This window comes from Arthrobacter sp. Y3221048, from assembly GCF_059092685.1.
The window spans coordinates 114,296-129,460 of the sequence record NZ_JBNHHX010000002.1 but is presented as its reverse complement, the minus strand read 5'-3'; the positions used below and the strand labels follow the sequence as shown (position 1 = coordinate 129,460).

Genomic DNA, 15,165 nt, shown 5'->3' with positions numbered 1-15,165 from the left:
CACCGACTTTATCAACCCGCCGGACGCAAGGCATGTCATGGACTTTCAGCCCAAGCCCCAGACCAATACGGCTCCCCAGCCCAATTTCGCTCGCGAACCAGCTCCGTCCCGCGCACCCAACAGTATTGCTGCCGGGTACTTGGCACTCATGGCCCGCATGAAGTCCGCCGGCTTGCTGACCCGCCGCAGGGGCTACTACATCACCCTTTTCGCAGTGCTCACGATGCTGCTGGCCGCGGCCTGGACGGGATTCTCGTTGCTCGGGAGCAGCTGGTTCCAGCTTCTGATCGCGGCCGGCATGGGCATCCTGTTGACGCAGTTCGCCTTTCTCGCCCATGAAGCTGCCCATTGGCAGGTCTTCAAGACCAAGCGGGTCAACGAGTGGGCTGCCCGCCTGGTTGGCACCTGCCTGGTGGGCATCAGCTACGCCATGTGGATGCGCAAACACACCAAGCACCATGGATTTCCCAACACCGTGGACAAGGACCCGGACATCAGGACAGGTTCTATCGCCTTCCATCCGGATGCTGCGGCCGGCCGCCGCGGCGCCATGGTCCGTGTCACGCGGCTCCAGGGCTACCTGTTGTTCCCGCTGCTGCCGTTCCTGGGCTTCAGCCTCTATGCAGATTCCTTCAAGTACCTGATCCGGCAGGGCAAGGTGGAGCACCGCTGGCTGGAGCTGGGCATCCTCGTGGCCCGCGCCGCGGTGCTGCTAACGGTTGTCTTCTGGTTGCTCCCGTTAGGGCAGGCGTTCGCGTTCATCGGCGTGCAGATGGCGGTTTTCGGCTTCTACATGGGCGCGTCGTTCGCGCCGAACCACAAGGGCATGCCGATCTATTCCAAATCCAGCCGGCCGGACTTCGTCACCCGCCAGGTGACGGCCTCCCGCAACATCCGCGGCGGCTGGATCATGGACCTGCTGATGGGCGGCCTGAACCGTCAGGTCGAACACCACCTATTCCCTGACATGCCCCGTCCCTGCTTGGGCAAGGCGGCGCCGCTGGTTCGCCAATACTGCCGCGAGCACTCGATCCCCTACACGGAGACCAGCCTGCTGGCATCCTACGCGGCCATAGTCCGCTACTTGGGCGCCGTAGGAATAGCCGCTTCCGATCCCTTCCAGTGTCCGGTGGCGGACATCTATCGCCGGGGTTAAGGCCTCCACAGGTAGGTCTCCCGCCGGGTCTGCAGCCTTCAGGACACCCATCGCCGGCCAGCGGCCTGCAGACGGGTAAAGCAGCCAAAGTTCCGCATGCCGGCAGGGTTTCCTTCCCGTTCCGGCGTCGTCCGTGTCCGCGAGGTCATGGACACTGGCTGGGACAGCACCGAGAATGGGCGCATGGACCTGCCCGTAATGCCGCCCGTTCCGCCCATGCTGGCCAAAAGCGTGGCCAAGATACCCGACGGCGGAATGACGTACGAGCCGAAGTGGGACGGCTTCCGTTCGATCATCTTCCGCGACGGCGACGAAGTGGAGATCGGCAGCCGGAACGAAAAGCCCATGACGCGTTACTTCCCCGAACTGGTGGACGCAGTCCGCGAGCAGTTGCCCGAGCGTTGCGTGGTGGACGGGGAAATCATCCTGGTGGGCGAAAGCGGCGACCGGCTGGACTTCGAGATGCTGCAGCAGCGCATCCATCCGGCGGCCAGCCGGGTCAAGCTCCTCGCGGCGGAAACACCGGCCCGGTTCGTGGCCTTCGACCTGCTGGCCCTCGGCGACGACGATCTGACCTCCCGTCCCTTCGAGGAAAGGCGGGCCGCGCTGGAGAAGGCGCTCTCCGCCGTCGTCAAGCCCATCCACCTGACCCGGGCCACCACGGACCCGGCGGTGGCCGAACGGTGGTTCGGTGAGTTCGAGGGCGCCGGGCTGGACGGCGTGGTGGCCAAGCCGCTGGACGGAAAATACCAGCCGGACAAGCGGAGCATGTTCAAGATCAAGCACGAGCGCACCGCCGACTGCGTGGTCGCGGGCTACCGGGTGCACAAGAGCGGGCCCGGCCTGGTGGGGTCGCTGCTGCTGGGCCTGTACAACGACGGCGGAACCCTGGTGCACGTGGGAGTGGCTGGGGCGTTCAGCATGAAACGCCGCCAGGAGCTGTTCGAGGAGCTGCAGCCGCTGATTGCCGATGCGGACGGCCACCCCTGGAACCGTGAGCAGCACGAGGCCGGCAAGCGGACTCCCCTGACGACCGAAGGCAGCCGCTGGAGCGGCGGCAAGGACCTGTCCTTAGTGCCGCTGCGGCCGGAGAGGGTGCTCGAGGTCAAGTACGACCACATGGAGGGCGAACGCTTCCGGCACACCGCGCAGTTCGTCCGCTGGCGGCCGGACCGCGATCCGGAGTCGTGCACCTACGGGCAACTGGACGAGCCGGTCTCCTACGACCTGAACGACGTGCTGTTGTAGTGCGTCGACCGGGTCCCGGCGCCCGCCGGCCCGGATGACGTCGCCCGGGTCTCAGCGCCAGCCGGCGGCCGGTGCCACGTGCCGCACGATGTTGTCCAACAACTTGGCGTTGTACGCCACGCCCAGGTAGTTCGGCACCGTCAACAGCACCGTATCCGCCGCCTGCACGGCCTGGTCCACGGCCAGGTCGGCGCCGATCTTGTCCGGCTCGCCGATGTAGCTCTTGCCGAACCTTGAGCGGGCGCCGTCCAGTATGCCGACCTGGTCGTGCTGGTCGGCCTGGCCGCGCAGCCCGAAGTAACGGCGGTCCTCGTCGTCGACAATTGGCATCACGCTGCGGCTGACCGACACCCGCGGAGCATGCGCGTGGCCGGCCTTCTGCCACGCCTCGTGGAACAGGTGGATCTGCTCGGCCTGCAGTTGGTCGAAGGGCACGCCGGTGTCCTCGATCAGCAGGGTGGAGCTCATCAGGTTCATGCCCTGCTCGGCGGTCCACACTGCGGTGGCTCGGGATCCGGCACCCCACCAGATCCGCTCCGGCAGCCCGGGGGAGGTGGGCTCCACCGGAAGCATGCCGGCATGCCTGCCCTGGAGGTGGTTCGGGTCGGCGGGAACCATGCCAGCACCCGTGATGGCCCGACGGAACACCGTGGTGTGGCGCCGGGCCATGTCCGCATCGCTCTCGCCCTCGGCCGGCCGGTACCCGAAGGCTGCCGGACCGTTCAGCGCCGGCTCGGGCGACCCGCGGCTGATGCCCAACTGCAGCCGGCCGCCGCTGATCAGGTCCGTGGCCGCAGCCTCTTCCGCCATGTACAGCGGATTTTCATAGCGCATGTCGATAACGCCGGTGCCGACCTCGATCCGGCTGGTCCGAGCGGCAATCGCAGCCAGCAGCGGAAACGGCGAGGACTGCTGCCGCGCGAAGTGGTGCACACGGAAATACGCGCCGTCCACCCCAACTTCCTCAGCCGCAACGGCAAGGTCGATGCTCTGCAGCAGCCCTTCGCCGGCGGTTGGAACCGGCGAGCCGACGGCGGGGCTCCAGTGGCCGAAGGACAGGAAACCGATTCGCTTCATATCCGCCACAACCCCGCCGCCGGTACGTCAATTCCCTAGCTCCCGTGCGGGACCACCACGGCGCGGCCGCTAAGTTCGCCGGCCTGCAGCTTGCGGTAGGCCTCCAGCGCATCGTCCATGCTGTAGCGCTCGATCTCCGGAACAATCTGCCCGGCCTTGTACATGTCCACGACTTCGTGCAGGTCCTCGATGGTGCCCCAGTAGGTGTTCGTGATGACGGACTCGTACGGGTTGGTGAAGAAGCTCCACTCCAACGTGCCGCCGGCGATCCCCACCACCGTCAGCCTGGACAGCCGGGCCATGGAAGCGGCGGCGGTCTTGACGGTGGGACCCACACCCACAAAGTCGAACGCGGCATCGACGCCGCGGCCGCCGGTGATTTCGCGGATCCGCTCGGCCTGCCCCTCGCCGCCGGGAACGGTCACGGCGCCGGCCTCTTCGGCCTTGCGCATTGCCTCTTCCTTCATGTCGGTGGCGATGGCGGTGGCGCCGGTCAGCGCCTTGAGGATCTGCACGGCGATCTGGCCCAGGCCGCCCAGCCCGATGACCAACGCGTACTTGCCGCCGCCGGCCAGGTGCGGCAGCGACTGCTTGATGGCGTGGTACGGAGTCAGCGCCGCGTCGGCCAGCGGCGCCGCGGCCACCGGATCGGCGTCGCCCAGCGGCACCAGGTTCCGCGCCGGCACGCTGACGTACTCGGCCATCCCGCCGTCGCGCCCCAGCCCCACGCCGAGGTACGGCATCTTGGCCGCGTTCTCGCAGTAGGTGTCCTGGCCGCGCGAACACGCCTTGCAGTGCCCGCAGCCGATCGGCCCGTACACCAGATAGGCATCGCCGACGTTGAAGCCTTCCACGCCCTCCCCGAGCTCTTCGACCCACCCGGAGTTTTCATGGCCGAGTGTGAACGGCGGCGGCACCGCTCCCGGGCCGCCGGCCTCGAAGTCGTTGTAGATCGCGACATCGGAGTGGCACGCTCCGGCGCCAGCGACCTTCAGCAGCACCTCCCCGGCCCGGGGCTTTGGCCGCTCCACATCCTTGATGGTGGGGAAAGTCTTGAATTCCTCGAACACTACAGCGCGCATGATTCACTCCTGCCGGGTGACTCTGCGACAGCTACACACGCCACCCTACGTACTGCGGAAAATGATCAGCAAGCTGTCTATCGAGTTGTCACCTTTCACCAGCCTGTGTAGCGTAGGCAACGAGGCCACCTCAAGGGGCGCAACAGCGGCCCTGGCCCGATTCCAAAGGAGGCAACTGATGCAAACCGTGGAAGAAACCATTGATGTAGCCGTTCCGGTCCGCACAGCGTACGACCAGTGGACGCAGTTCGAATCCTTTCCGAACTTCATGTCCGGCGTTGAGTCCGTGACCCAGCTGACCGACACCACCAACCACTGGAAGACCAAGGTCGGCGGCGTGGAGCGCGAGTTCGACACCGAAATCGTCGAACAGCAGCCGGACGAGCGCATCGCCTGGCGCAGCGTCGACGGCAAGTCCCACGCCGGCGTCGTCACGTTCAGCCCGCTGGGTGCCGACAGCACCAAGGTCTCGGTGCGCTTCGAGTGGGATCCGGAAACCTTCACCGAGAAGGTCGGCGCCGCCCTGAACATCGACGACAAGCAAGTGAAGTCGGACATGCGCAAGTTCAAGGAGTTCATCGAAACCCGCGGCACCGAAACCGGCGCCTGGCGCGGAGAAGTGAATGACAGCGGCCCCATCGGCACGCAGCTCTAAACCTCAAAACCCAGCATTACGACGGTGGGCCGGCTCTTGGAGCCGGCCCACCGCTGGCGTTTGGTCGCCCGCTTGCCAGCGCTGTCGCAGCAGCCGGCCCTTCCAGCCAATAAATTTTCGGGATTCTCCCCCATTTCCGGGTTATCCGGTTTACTCTGGCCGCAGGGGACTTACTGAGCGGCAATGGGGGCCAACCATGCGGGAAAATCAGGAACGGCCGGAAGCCAATCCGGTGGCGAACATGGAGCGGATGGGACCTAAGCCTGTCCATGGGTCCGGGGACAGCATGGGGATGCCGAATCTGGCAGCGGCCCAGATACCCGGCCCCGGAACAGGGCACATTGTTGCCGGTGAGGATCGGCATCTTCCGGATGACGCGGCCGATCCGCTGGAAAAGGAAGGCCACCTGGGCAAGCCACGCCGCACCCGTAGCTGGCTTCCTTGGAGCCGTGGAACCGGGCGCCACCGTCTGGCTTAATAGCCTTCGCGCGAGGGTCGCCCAGGTCGACCGGCAGCCATCGGCGATCGAACCCGATTCGTTGATGCCTCCTTGACTTGTGCCCTCGGGGCCGCATGAATGGAGAGCATCAGCTTCCGCCCCTGAGCTAAGGAGTCACCATGGCCCGCCCCGTTCACTTCGAGATTCAGGCTGATGACTTGGAACGAGCAAAGAATTTTTACTCGACCGTTTTCGGGTGGACGTTCGAGGACTATTCGCAGGTCACGGGCACTCCCTATTTTGGGGTCGTGACCGGCCCGGAGGACCAGGCCGGCATCAACGGGGGCCTCATGCAGCGTCCCGCCCCGGCGCCTGCCACCGGCCAGGGTACCAACGCCTGGGTGGTCACCATGGAGGTGGATGACTACGACGCGACCGAACGGAAGATCCTGGATGCGGGCGGCCAAACGGCCCTGCCGAAGTACGCGCTGCCGGGAATGGCCTGGCAGGGCTACTACCTGGACACGGAAAACAACACCATCGGCATCCATCAGCCCGACGAAAAGGCCGGGATGTCGTAACCAAACCTCAACCAGCGGCGGACAGCTATCGTCCGCCTCCGCGGCGACTGACTCTAGGACAGCACGTCCTTGGTGCTGAAACGGCCGTAGGCGAGGGCGCAGGAAACGGCGATATAGCCGCCCTGCAGGAGTGCGTTGGCGCCGAAGGCGTCCCAGGAGATGGGCTGGCGCAGCAGGTCGGCGAAGCTGAGCCAGTGGTGGGTGAACAGCCACGGGTGCAGCCATTCCAGCTGCGGCAGGGCGCCGACGATCTGGGCGACGACGGCCAGCACTGCCGTCGCCGCCATGGCGCCCACGGGGACTTCGGTGAGGGTGGAAATGAAGAGCCCGATGGCCGCCAGCCCTGCCAGTGACAAGGCAACGTAGGCGGCCACCAGCAGCAGGCGAGCCAGGGACTCGCCGACGCCAATCGTGTCGCCGGACAGCAGAGTCACCGGCCCGATGCCAAAGAGCAGGCCGCCAACCAGCGCACCCGTGACCGCGACGGCGAGCGCCGCGGCAGCGCAGAAGGCCACCGCCGCGCCGTACTTGACGGCCAGCAGCCGCAGGCGGCCGGCGGGGGCGCTGAGCAGGTAGCGCAGGGTGCCGTGGCCCGCCTCGCCGGCAATCGTGTCCCCGGAAACGACGCTGACGGTCAGCGGCAGGAACAACGGGATGGACACCACCAGCCCGGTCAGCGCCACGAACAGCCCGTTCTCCGTGATCCGGTTGAGGAACGGCGGCCCGCCGCCTGGCCCGTCCTCGTCCGCAGCGAACCGGACCACCACCGCGATGAGCGTCGGGACAGCGGCCAAGGCCAGCAGCATGGCCCACGTCCGGCCGCGGCGGAAGAGCACGCTGAGCTCGGAACCGAAAAGGGCCCAACCGGCGGACTTACCGCCTTCGGGTCCCTCGACCGGATGGGCCGCCGAAGCGCCGGGGTTTTCCTCGGCGGGGGCCTCGACTTCCACAATCTCGGGCCCCACCCGGCGGTGGCCGCCCGGGCCGGGCTGCTGCTCACTGGACAACGTCGAAGCCCTCCCCCGTCAGCTCCACGTACCGGTCCTCGAGGCTGCTTGCCTCCACGGTGAACCCGCGGATCCGCACGCCGTCCGCCACGAGGGCGGCGGCGATGTGCTCGGGCAGCAGTCCGCCCTGGTTCATCGGGGCGTTCACGTGTCCGTCGAGTGCGGCGTCCGGGCCCTCTGGTTCAAGGCCCAACCGGCGCAGCACGCCGCGCGCCGCCGCGACGTCGGGGGTCTGGACGCTCACGTGGGTGAGGCCCGCCCGGCGCACATCATCCAGGGCCCCCTGCGCAACCAGCTTGCCGGCGCGCATGACGGCCGCATGCGTGCAGATCTGCTCCACCTCGGAGAGCAGGTGGCTCGACACGAATACCGTGGTGCCCTCCCCCGCCAGCGAACGGACCAGGCTGCGGACTTCGCGGGTGCCCTGCGGGTCGAGCCCGTTGGTGGGCTCGTCCAGCACCAGGAGCTGGCGCGGCATCATCAGGGCGTTGGCGATGCCCAGCCGCTGCTTCATGCCCAGCGAGTAGGCGCGCACCTTCTTGTCCGCGGCGTGGGTCAGGCCGACGCGCTCCAGCGCCCTGCCGATCCTCTCCCGCCGGGTGTTTGACGGGGCATAACGGTCCGCGGTGTCCAGCCGGTGCAGGTTCGCGGCGCCGGACAGGAAGGGGTAGAAGGCCGGGCCTTCGATCAGGGCTCCGACCCGCGGAAGCACGTCCCGCAAAGAGCCGGGCATGTCCTGCCCGAAGATCCGGACGCTCCCGCTGGTGGCTGCGGCCAGCCCGAGCATGACCCGGATGGTGGTGGTTTTCCCCGAGCCGTTGGGTCCCAGGAACCCGAAGACGGAACCGTGCGGGACGGCCAGGTCAAGGGAGTCGACGGCGGTTTGCCGGCCGAAGCGTTTGGTCAGTCCGGAGGTTTCGATGACCAGCGCGGCAGGGTTGCCGCTGCCGCTCACCGGGCCTCCGCGGCTGCCTGCAACGACTCGAACGGGACCGACCCGGCCAGAACGCGGCCATCGTCGGTCAGGTACACGTTGACCAGGGCGGTGGAGATCAGCCGGCCGCCGTCCACCGCATCGGTGGCCTGGGCGAGCAAGGGCGAGTCTTCCCAGCCCTCCGGCAGGGCCCCCGCGGGGACTTCCGCAACGGTTTCCCAGCCGGTGCCGTGCAGGATGACGTCATCCCTCAGCGCGGCAGCGCCGCCGCCGTGCGGGCCATGGCGTCCGGACCGTGACTGCTCTCCGTGCCGCGGCACGGCCTTTTCGGTGACGCTGGCTCCAGGCGGCGGGGTGAACTCGAACAGGCTCTGGTCCGGGGCCTCGAGGCTTAGCTTGCTGAAGCCCAGCTGGAACGCCGGGTCCTGCTGTCCCCGGGCAGCGACCCGGAGGCTGAGCGGCAGGCCGGTCTCGGCGTCGACGGCGACGGTCACGGATCCCACCAGCGTGGCCGTGCTGTTCGGCTCCACCAGCAACTGATAGGCGCTGCGCCCGGCGACCTCGGTATCGGCGCCGACGGACACCTTCGTTTCCGGGCCGATCTTGGCCAGCAGGTGCTCGGCGAGCTGTTCGGGGGTGTAGGCCCCACCCGGATGGGGTGCACCGCCGTCGTCTTCCTTTCCGTCGTCCGCACAGGCGGGCAACGTCAGGCGGACCGCCTCGTTCTCCTTGGAGCTGTACAGCCAGGCCTCGGTGCCGTTGCGGATCACGTCGCGCTCCGCAAAGCGGTCGAAGAGCTGCAGCCGGGCCTGATCCGGCCCGTCCAGGTAGACGCGGGCGGTGCGGGAACCGGTCAGCAGCTCCAGGGCCGCGGCCACGTCGCCGCCCTCGTCCGCGGGCAGGTCCTCGGGAAGTTCCGGAAGTCCCAGCGCGGAGTCCTGTTCCAGCGTGCCGGAGAGCGCGCGGACGTCGCTGTCCGCCACCAGCTCCAGCAGCTGCTGCGGGGTCTTGTCCGGCAAATCGGTTGCGGCGTTGGCCTGCAGGGAACCGGTGAGCACTCCGCCGGCAATCACCGCGGGCACGACGGCGGCGGGCAGCCAGCGCTTCCACGTCCGGTCCATGGCACATCACCTTTTTTCTGCTGCTGCAGGACTCGCTTCCCAGCCTACGCTTCCCGCCTCCCGCGGTCACCCGTCAACGCGAAGCCGGCCCCGCCGGAGCTCCAAGGCCCGGGTGCGGGTGTTGGTGCGGCGGGGCGGCGGCGCGGGGCTCCCGCGACAGCTGGCAGCGCGCGTTTGCCTCAAGCCCGTGTAAACGTGTGCCGCGGGGCCCCAGGCCGGAAGCAGCCGACGAAAGATGGCTGGCGTTCCGCGCCAAGCTCCAGAGCGGCCGATAGTCGACACAGGCCCGTCGCGGAAGGCCGTTCTGGCACAGCTCGGCCGCCCTGGAGGATCGAGGCCGCCCGGAGGATCCCGGCCGTCGCCGATGTCCAGCGACTGCTCCTGCTGCCTGTCAGCACCGTTCGATCGGCCCGGACACCCGCTGGAGACCCGCCCGCACACACGCCGGGGATCATGCTTGTCAGGCCTCTGTTGCCGTGTTGTAGTTGACTCACGCAATGACGTGGACGCACCGCAGCGGCCCGGCGAACCCGGCCTGACTGCGGCAATCCAGGCGCCGGTCCGCACCCAGGCCGGTAGCCGGAGGGGTGAGTGGCGATGGTTGTGCAACGGTTGTTGCCGACGGAGGAAGCACAGGACCTGATCGAGCTGGTCCGCGACATCGCGGACCGCGAGCTGCTGCCGCAGGCGGCCGCGGCCGAGGCCGCCGAACGGTTCCCGCGCGAGGTCTTCCGGATGCTGGGGGAAGCCGGGCTGCTCAGCCTGCCGTACCCGGAGGAGTTTGGCGGAGGCGGCCAGCCGGCCGAGGTCTACCTGCAGGTCCTGGAGGAACTCGGCGCCGCGTGGGGCAGCGTGGCGGTCGGCGTCAGCGTCCATGCCCTCTCCTGCTTCCCGCTGGTGCATTTCGGCAGCGATGCGCAACGCAAAACCTGGCTGCCGGACATGCTTTCGGGCGACACCTTGGGTGCCTACTGCCTCTCCGAGTCGCACGCGGGCTCCAACCCCGCGGCGATGCGCACCCGCGCCATCCGGAAGGGCGACGGCTACCTGATCCGCGGCGCGAAGGCCTGGACCACGCACGCCGGCGAGGCCGATTTCTACACGGTCATGGCCAGGACGTCCGATGATCCGCGGCACGGTGTTTCCTGCTTCCTGGTTCCGGCCGACACCGAAGGCCTGAGTGCGGCCCCGCCGGAGCACAAGATGGGGCTGACAGCCTCCACCACGGCGACGATGAACTTCGACGACGCGTACGTTCCGGCGAACCGCCTGATCGGCGAGGAAGGCCAGGGCCTGGCGATCGCCTTCGCGGCGCTGGACTCCGGCCGGCTGGGCATTGCGGCGGTGGCTGCCGGGCTCGGCCAGGCCGCGCTGGACCTGGCCGCCGCCTACGCCAACGAGCGCGAGGCCTTCGGCAAGCGGTTGATCGAGCACGAGGGGCTGGCCTTCCTGATCGCCGACATGGCGGTGGAGGTGGAAACCGCGCGCGCCATGTACCTGGCGGCGGCGCGGTTGAAGGACGCCGGCCTCCCCTACGGCAGGGAGGCCTCGATCGCCAAGCTGGTGGCCACCGACAACGCGATGAGCGTGACGACCAACGCCGTACAGGTGCTGGGCGGGGCCGGCTACACCCGGGACTTCCCGGCCGAGCGGTACATGCGCGAGGCCAAGGTCATGCAGATCTTCGAGGGGACCAACCAGATCCAGCGGCTGCTCATCTCCCGCCACTTCATCCGCTGACTGGGACCGGGCCGGAAAGACCCGCTTGAAGGCCGCAGTCCGCCCGGCCGGGGCGGCAGGCGCCCGCCGAACGGCCGGAGAGGCACGCGCGCGGCAGTCCGCCCTGGCGGCACTGTCCGGCCGTTACCTCCGGTGTTTAGTCCGCGCGGTGGCCGGCGCGGTCCACGGATCCTCCGGCCACGGGTGCTTCGGGTAGCGGCCGCGCATCTCGGCGCGGACCTGCGCATAGGGACCGGACCAGAAAGACGCCAGGTCATCGGTGACGGCCAGCGGCCTGCCGGCCGGCGAGAGCAGGTGGAACAGCACGGGAACCCGCCCGCCCACCAGCCGGGGCGTGTCCGCCCAGCCGAAACACTCCTGCAGTTTGACCGCCACCACCGGGCGCTCTCCCCCGTCACGTTCCGGGTAGTCGATCCGCACCCGTGAACCGCTGGGAACCTCAAGCCGCTCCGGCGCTAGCTCATCGAACCGGGTCGCTTCCGGCCAGGGCAACAGCCGGCGCAGCGGCTCGGCCAGGTCCACTGCGGCGGCCGGCTTCCCGCCGCCCAGCGCCTCCAGTTCCGGAGCCAGCCAATCGGACAGCCGTCCCAGCAGCGCTGCGTCGGCGACGTCCGGCCAGGGCGCGCCCAGTTCGCGGTGCAGCAAGGCCAGCCGGCGGCGCAGCCCCCGGGCTGCTTCCGACCAGCCAAGGATGTCCAGCCCGCCGTCTTCCAGGGCCCGCGCTACCGCCTCCCGGCCCTCATCCCGCGACGGCCGGACCGGTGCCGAGGACAGCACGATGGCGCCAAGCCTGCGTTCCCGGCGGGCCGCAAGTTTGCCCGACTCGAAGCGCGCCTCCACCCGGTCTGTCATCAGGTGCTGGGCCGCCGCTGCCGCCGTTTCCCCCGTCAACGGGGCGGCGGCGCGGATCACCGCCCCGGTGCCTGCCGCGTCGCGGCCTTGCGCCCGGGACACCTCGGCCACAGCCAGCCACTCCTGCCCGGCCAGGGGACTGCCGGACGGCAGCCCGGCCCGGGTTCCGGACGCCAGCAGGTAGGTCTGCCCGGGACCGGGCACGCGGCGGGCGACCCGTTCGGGGAAGGCCAGCGCCACCACGAAGCCGGCACGTTCCGAACCGCCCATATCGCCGGTGGAAGGGACGACGGCGGTGCCCTCCTGCCGTGCGATGCCCTCCAGCCGATGCGCCTCCTCCCGCCAGCGCCGGGCGGCGGGGTCGCCGCGGCCTGCCGAACGCAGCCGGGACAGCAGCACCGTGAGGTCGGCACCGGGTGCCCGCTCCTCGCCGGAGACCATGGCGACTACTTCGGCGGCAACCTGCCGGCCCACTGCCGCCGCGCCATCTAGCAGCGCCCGGCCCAGCCGGGGGTCGGCCGGGACCCGGGAGAGGACACGCCCCAAATCGGTGGCACGGCCGCCGTCGTCAGTAGCGCCCAGCTCATGCAAAGTGCGCACGGCGTCCGCCATGGCCGTCGCCGGCGGCGCGTCCGGAAGTTGCAGCCCCTCGCCGCCCGGGGCACCCCAGCAGGCCAGCACCAAGGCGGCACTGGTGAGGTCGGCGACGGCGATCTCCGGGGTGGGATGGGCGGGCGCGGCGCCAAAGGTTTTCGGCTCGTAGCAGCGCACCACGGTGCCCGGACCCTGGCGGGCGGCGCGGCCGGCGCGCTGGTCGGCGGAAGCGCGGGAGGCTGACACCGTCACCAGCCCGGACATGCCGCGGGCCGCGTCCCGGCGGGGTTCGCGCGACAGCCCGGAGTCGACGACCAACCGCACGCCCGGCACGGTGAGCGAGGACTCGGCCAGAGAGGTGGAGACGATGATGCGCGGGGCACCGCCGGGCTCCCGGCCGGAAACGGCGCGGTCCTGCGTGGCCGTGTCGGCCTGGCCGTGCAGTTCCAGTACATCGGTGCCGGTGCCGCCGCGGACCCTGTCCCGGATCAGCGCGGCCACCTGCTGCACTTCCCAGGCTCCCGGCACGAAGACCAGGGCGTCCACCGAGGGGTCGTCCGCGAGCGCCGCGGCATGCGCGGCCGCGGCGGTGGAGGCAACGTGGTCCAAAAAACCGCGGGCAACTCCCCTCCCGTCCAGCCGTGGCACGGAGGCAGGAGCCCACCTCACCTCCAAGGGATGCAGCGCCGAAGGGCAGTCGACCACCGGGGCCGGCCCGGCGCCGTCGTCCCCGCCGATCAAGGCGGCGAAGCGCGGCGCGTCCAGGGTGGCCGACATCGCCACCAACGTGAGATCCCCGCGCAACTGGCGGACCTCGCCGAGCATGCCGACCAGCAGGTCGGTCTCCAGGCCGCGCTCATGCACTTCGTCCAGGATCACCGCGTCCGTCCCGTCCAGGCCGGGATCGGTGAGCAGCCGGCGCAGCAGGATTCCCGGCGTGACGAATTCGATCAGGGTCTGCGGACCCGCCCGGCGTTCGCCGCGCACCGTATAACCGACGCGGCCGCCAAGCTGGCTGCCATCCAGGGCTGCCAGGCGCCTGGCGGCTGAACGGGCCGCGACCCTGCGGGGCTGGGTGACCACGATGCGCGGCCGGCGGCCCGGTGCACTACCGGCCACCAGGTTGGCGACCAGCGGCGGGACCAGGGTCGTCTTGCCCGTGCCCGGCGGAGCCTGCACGACGGCGGTGCCGGCCCGGGTTCCGGTGGTTGCGGGCCCGCCGGCACCCGCCCCAACCGGGCTGCCCGTCAGGGCAGCGGCCAAGTCATCCAGGGAATCGGCGAAGACCAGCCCCGCACCCATCGCGGCCAGGTCGAAAAGGACGTGGCGGTGCGCGGGTTCCTGCGGGGCTGACTGGCTCACCCTTCCATTGTGCCGCTGCCCGTTGCGTCCTCCGGCATCGCGAAAGTGCGCCGACGGCAGGCGGCTGCTCCGCCGTGGTTGTTCCGATTTCCACAGGCGCCGCATCTCCCTTGGCAGGGCCGGCGAACTGTGCCACGTTGGAGGAGGAATGGCGAACAAACCTTTCTGAAGGGACGTGGTCCAGATGCCGAAGACGACGAAGAGCGGCAAGCCGAAGCAGAGCGAATTGCCCAGCACACTGCGGCGGTCGGGCCAGAAGGCCCAGGAAACTTTCGCGGAAGCCCACGATTCCGCCGCCGAAACGTACGGCGACGAGGAACGTGCCCACCGCGTGGCCTACAGCGCGCTCAAGCACACGCACGAGAAGGTGGGCGACCACTGGGAGCCGAAGGAAAAGAAGGGCCCCTCCGACCCGCAAGCCGAGGGCGGCGCCGGCACCTCGCGGGAAACCAAGGGCGGGGTGGACGCAAACGCCTCCAAGCAGCACCTCTACGATCTGGCCAAGAAGCTTGATGTCCCCGGCCGGTCGAAGATGGACAAGTCGGAGCTGGTGGATGCGCTGCGCAAGGCCAACGACAGGGAGACCAGGAAGTCCCGGTAGCCGTTGACTGCCCCTGCTTCTGCCGCTAGCGTCTTGGCTGCGTCTTCCAGTATCCATCCGTGATCGAGGAGCATTCCATGGCACACGTCAGCGTTATCGGTACCGGAAAGATGGGCCAGGCCATTTCCGGGGTCGTCACCAAGGGCGGCAACACCGTCGAGATGCTCGGCCACTCCGACGAGGACAAGCCGGTCACCGGTGACATCGTCGTCTTGGCCGTGCCCTATCCCGCCCTGGCCGACATCCTCGGTAAGCGCTCCGGGCAGCTGTCCGGCAAGGTGGTCGTGGACATCACCAACCCGCTGAACTTCGAGACCTTCGACTCCCTCACCGTGGCGGCGGACAGCTCCGCGGCCGCGGAACTAGCCGCCGCGCTGCCGGACTCGGCGGTGCTCAAGGCCTTTAACACCACCTTGGCCGCCACGCTGGTTGCCGGGACGGTCGGCGGGCTCACCACCACCGTGCTGGTGGCCGGCGACGACGCAGAGGCCAAAACCATGCTGGCCGAGGTGGTCGCCGCCGCCGGACTCCGGGTTATCGACGCCGGTGCCCTCTCCCGGGCACGGGAACTGGAAGCCATGGGCTTCCTGCAGATCACCTTGGCCGCCAGCGAGAAGATTGGCTGGAGCGGCGGCTTCGGCGTCGTGCCCTGACCTCAGCTGAATCCATTGCTGCGGGTGGCCAGCGGGACAGCTGCCGCCCGCACGGGCCCGGGA

13 protein-coding genes are annotated in these 15,165 nt (G+C 69.1%); 7 read left to right on the top strand and 6 right to left on the bottom strand.

The features are described 5' to 3' along the window. Positions 1-37: 37 nt before the first annotated feature. Positions 38-1,156, top strand: a complete 1,119-nt coding sequence (locus tag AC5RVS_RS05215; RefSeq protein WP_494107407.1) for a fatty acid desaturase family protein — start codon at positions 38-40, stop codon at positions 1,154-1,156. A 183-nt stretch (positions 1,157-1,339) separates the two neighbouring features. Next, the gene (locus AC5RVS_RS05210) at positions 1,340-2,404 is read left to right on the top strand and encodes an ATP-dependent DNA ligase (RefSeq protein ID WP_494107406.1); all 1,065 of its coding nucleotides are present in this window, start codon (positions 1,340-1,342) and stop codon (positions 2,402-2,404) included. Positions 2,405-2,455: 51 nt separating this feature from the next. On the opposite strand, the gene AC5RVS_RS05205 is transcribed toward AC5RVS_RS05210, so the two are convergent. Both AC5RVS_RS05205 and AC5RVS_RS05200 read right to left on the bottom strand, forming a co-directional pair. Next, complete coding sequence (locus AC5RVS_RS05205) at positions 2,456-3,481, bottom strand: LLM class flavin-dependent oxidoreductase (RefSeq protein ID WP_494107405.1); 1,026 nt, start codon at positions 3,479-3,481, stop codon at positions 2,456-2,458. A 35-nt stretch (positions 3,482-3,516) separates the two neighbouring features. After that, positions 3,517-4,563 carry an NAD(P)-dependent alcohol dehydrogenase gene (locus AC5RVS_RS05200; protein WP_494107404.1) on the bottom strand — a complete coding sequence of 349 codons (1,047 nt, stop codon included), beginning with the start codon at positions 4,561-4,563 and terminating at the stop codon, positions 3,517-3,519. A 178-nt stretch (positions 4,564-4,741) separates the two neighbouring features. Here AC5RVS_RS05200 and AC5RVS_RS05195 point away from each other — a divergent pair, with 178 nt between their 5' ends. Both AC5RVS_RS05195 and AC5RVS_RS05190 read left to right on the top strand, forming a co-directional pair. Continuing rightward, the gene (locus AC5RVS_RS05195; protein WP_493989725.1) at positions 4,742-5,218 is read left to right on the top strand and encodes an SRPBCC family protein; all 477 of its coding nucleotides are present in this window, start codon (positions 4,742-4,744) and stop codon (positions 5,216-5,218) included. A gap of 618 nt (positions 5,219-5,836) precedes the next feature. Then, positions 5,837-6,238, top strand: a complete 402-nt coding sequence (locus AC5RVS_RS05190; protein WP_493989726.1) for a VOC family protein — start codon at positions 5,837-5,839, stop codon at positions 6,236-6,238. A 53-nt stretch (positions 6,239-6,291) separates the two neighbouring features. On the opposite strand, the gene AC5RVS_RS05185 is transcribed toward AC5RVS_RS05190, so the two are convergent. From AC5RVS_RS05185 to AC5RVS_RS05175, 3 genes are read right to left on the bottom strand one after another with little or no spacing between them, the layout of a single operon-like run. After that, positions 6,292-7,245 carry an ABC transporter permease gene (locus tag AC5RVS_RS05185; RefSeq protein ID WP_494107403.1) on the bottom strand — a complete coding sequence of 318 codons (954 nt, stop codon included), beginning with the start codon at positions 7,243-7,245 and terminating at the stop codon, positions 6,292-6,294. Further along, positions 7,235-8,200 (bottom strand): ABC transporter ATP-binding protein, encoded by a 966-nt coding sequence (locus tag AC5RVS_RS05180; protein ID WP_494107402.1) that lies wholly within the window; start codon positions 8,198-8,200, stop codon positions 7,235-7,237. The genes AC5RVS_RS05185 and AC5RVS_RS05180 overlap by 11 nt, the downstream gene beginning before the upstream one ends. Continuing rightward, on the bottom strand, positions 8,197-9,300 hold the full coding sequence (locus AC5RVS_RS05175; protein ID WP_494107401.1) for a LolA family protein: 1,104 nt from the start codon (positions 9,298-9,300) through the stop codon (positions 8,197-8,199). The genes AC5RVS_RS05180 and AC5RVS_RS05175 overlap by 4 nt, the downstream gene beginning before the upstream one ends. Before the next feature lie 597 nt (positions 9,301-9,897). Here AC5RVS_RS05175 and AC5RVS_RS05170 point away from each other — a divergent pair. Continuing rightward, positions 9,898-11,040: an acyl-CoA dehydrogenase family protein gene (locus AC5RVS_RS05170; protein ID WP_494107859.1), complete on the top strand. Its 1,143-nt coding sequence runs from the start codon at positions 9,898-9,900 to the stop codon at positions 11,038-11,040. Between the two features lie 123 nt (positions 11,041-11,163). Here the strand turns inward: AC5RVS_RS05170 and hrpB are convergent, their stop codons facing one another. Then, positions 11,164-13,788 carry an ATP-dependent helicase HrpB gene (gene hrpB, locus AC5RVS_RS05165; protein WP_494107858.1) on the bottom strand — a complete coding sequence of 875 codons (2,625 nt, stop codon included), beginning with the start codon at positions 13,786-13,788 and terminating at the stop codon, positions 11,164-11,166. A 244-nt stretch (positions 13,789-14,032) separates the two neighbouring features. On the opposite strand from hrpB, the gene AC5RVS_RS05160 reads away from it, so the two are divergent. Further along, positions 14,033-14,449: a ChaB family protein gene (locus tag AC5RVS_RS05160; protein WP_493989729.1), complete on the top strand. Its 417-nt coding sequence runs from the start codon at positions 14,033-14,035 to the stop codon at positions 14,447-14,449. 77 nt (positions 14,450-14,526) lie between these two features. After that, positions 14,527-15,102 carry an NADPH-dependent F420 reductase gene (locus AC5RVS_RS05155; protein WP_493989730.1) on the top strand — a complete coding sequence of 192 codons (576 nt, stop codon included), beginning with the start codon at positions 14,527-14,529 and terminating at the stop codon, positions 15,100-15,102. The last annotated feature ends 63 nt before the right edge of the window (positions 15,103-15,165 follow it).

What these genes read in the sequence shown, in the direction of transcription:
- AC5RVS_RS05215 (WP_494107407.1), top strand. Translation starts at nt 38, where the DNA reads ATGGACTTTCAGCCCAAGCCCCAGACCAATACGGCTCCCCAGCCCAAT.
- AC5RVS_RS05210 (WP_494107406.1), top strand. Translation starts at nt 1,340, where the DNA reads ATGGACCTGCCCGTAATGCCGCCCGTTCCGCCCATGCTGGCCAAAAGC.
- AC5RVS_RS05205 (WP_494107405.1), bottom strand. Translation starts at nt 3,481, where the DNA reads ATGAAGCGAATCGGTTTCCTGTCCTTCGGCCACTGGAGCCCCGCCGTC.
- AC5RVS_RS05200 (WP_494107404.1), bottom strand. Translation starts at nt 4,563, where the DNA reads ATGCGCGCTGTAGTGTTCGAGGAATTCAAGACTTTCCCCACCATCAAG.
- AC5RVS_RS05195 (WP_493989725.1), top strand. Translation starts at nt 4,742, where the DNA reads ATGCAAACCGTGGAAGAAACCATTGATGTAGCCGTTCCGGTCCGCACA.
- AC5RVS_RS05190 (WP_493989726.1), top strand. Translation starts at nt 5,837, where the DNA reads ATGGCCCGCCCCGTTCACTTCGAGATTCAGGCTGATGACTTGGAACGA.
- AC5RVS_RS05175 (WP_494107401.1), bottom strand. Translation starts at nt 9,300, where the DNA reads ATGGACCGGACGTGGAAGCGCTGGCTGCCCGCCGCCGTCGTGCCCGCG.
- AC5RVS_RS05170 (WP_494107859.1), top strand. Translation starts at nt 9,898, where the DNA reads ATGGTTGTGCAACGGTTGTTGCCGACGGAGGAAGCACAGGACCTGATC.
- hrpB (WP_494107858.1), bottom strand. Translation starts at nt 13,788, where the DNA reads ATGGGTGCGGGGCTGGTCTTCGCCGATTCCCTGGATGACTTGGCCGCT.
- AC5RVS_RS05160 (WP_493989729.1), top strand. Translation starts at nt 14,033, where the DNA reads ATGCCGAAGACGACGAAGAGCGGCAAGCCGAAGCAGAGCGAATTGCCC.
- AC5RVS_RS05155 (WP_493989730.1), top strand. Translation starts at nt 14,527, where the DNA reads ATGGCACACGTCAGCGTTATCGGTACCGGAAAGATGGGCCAGGCCATT.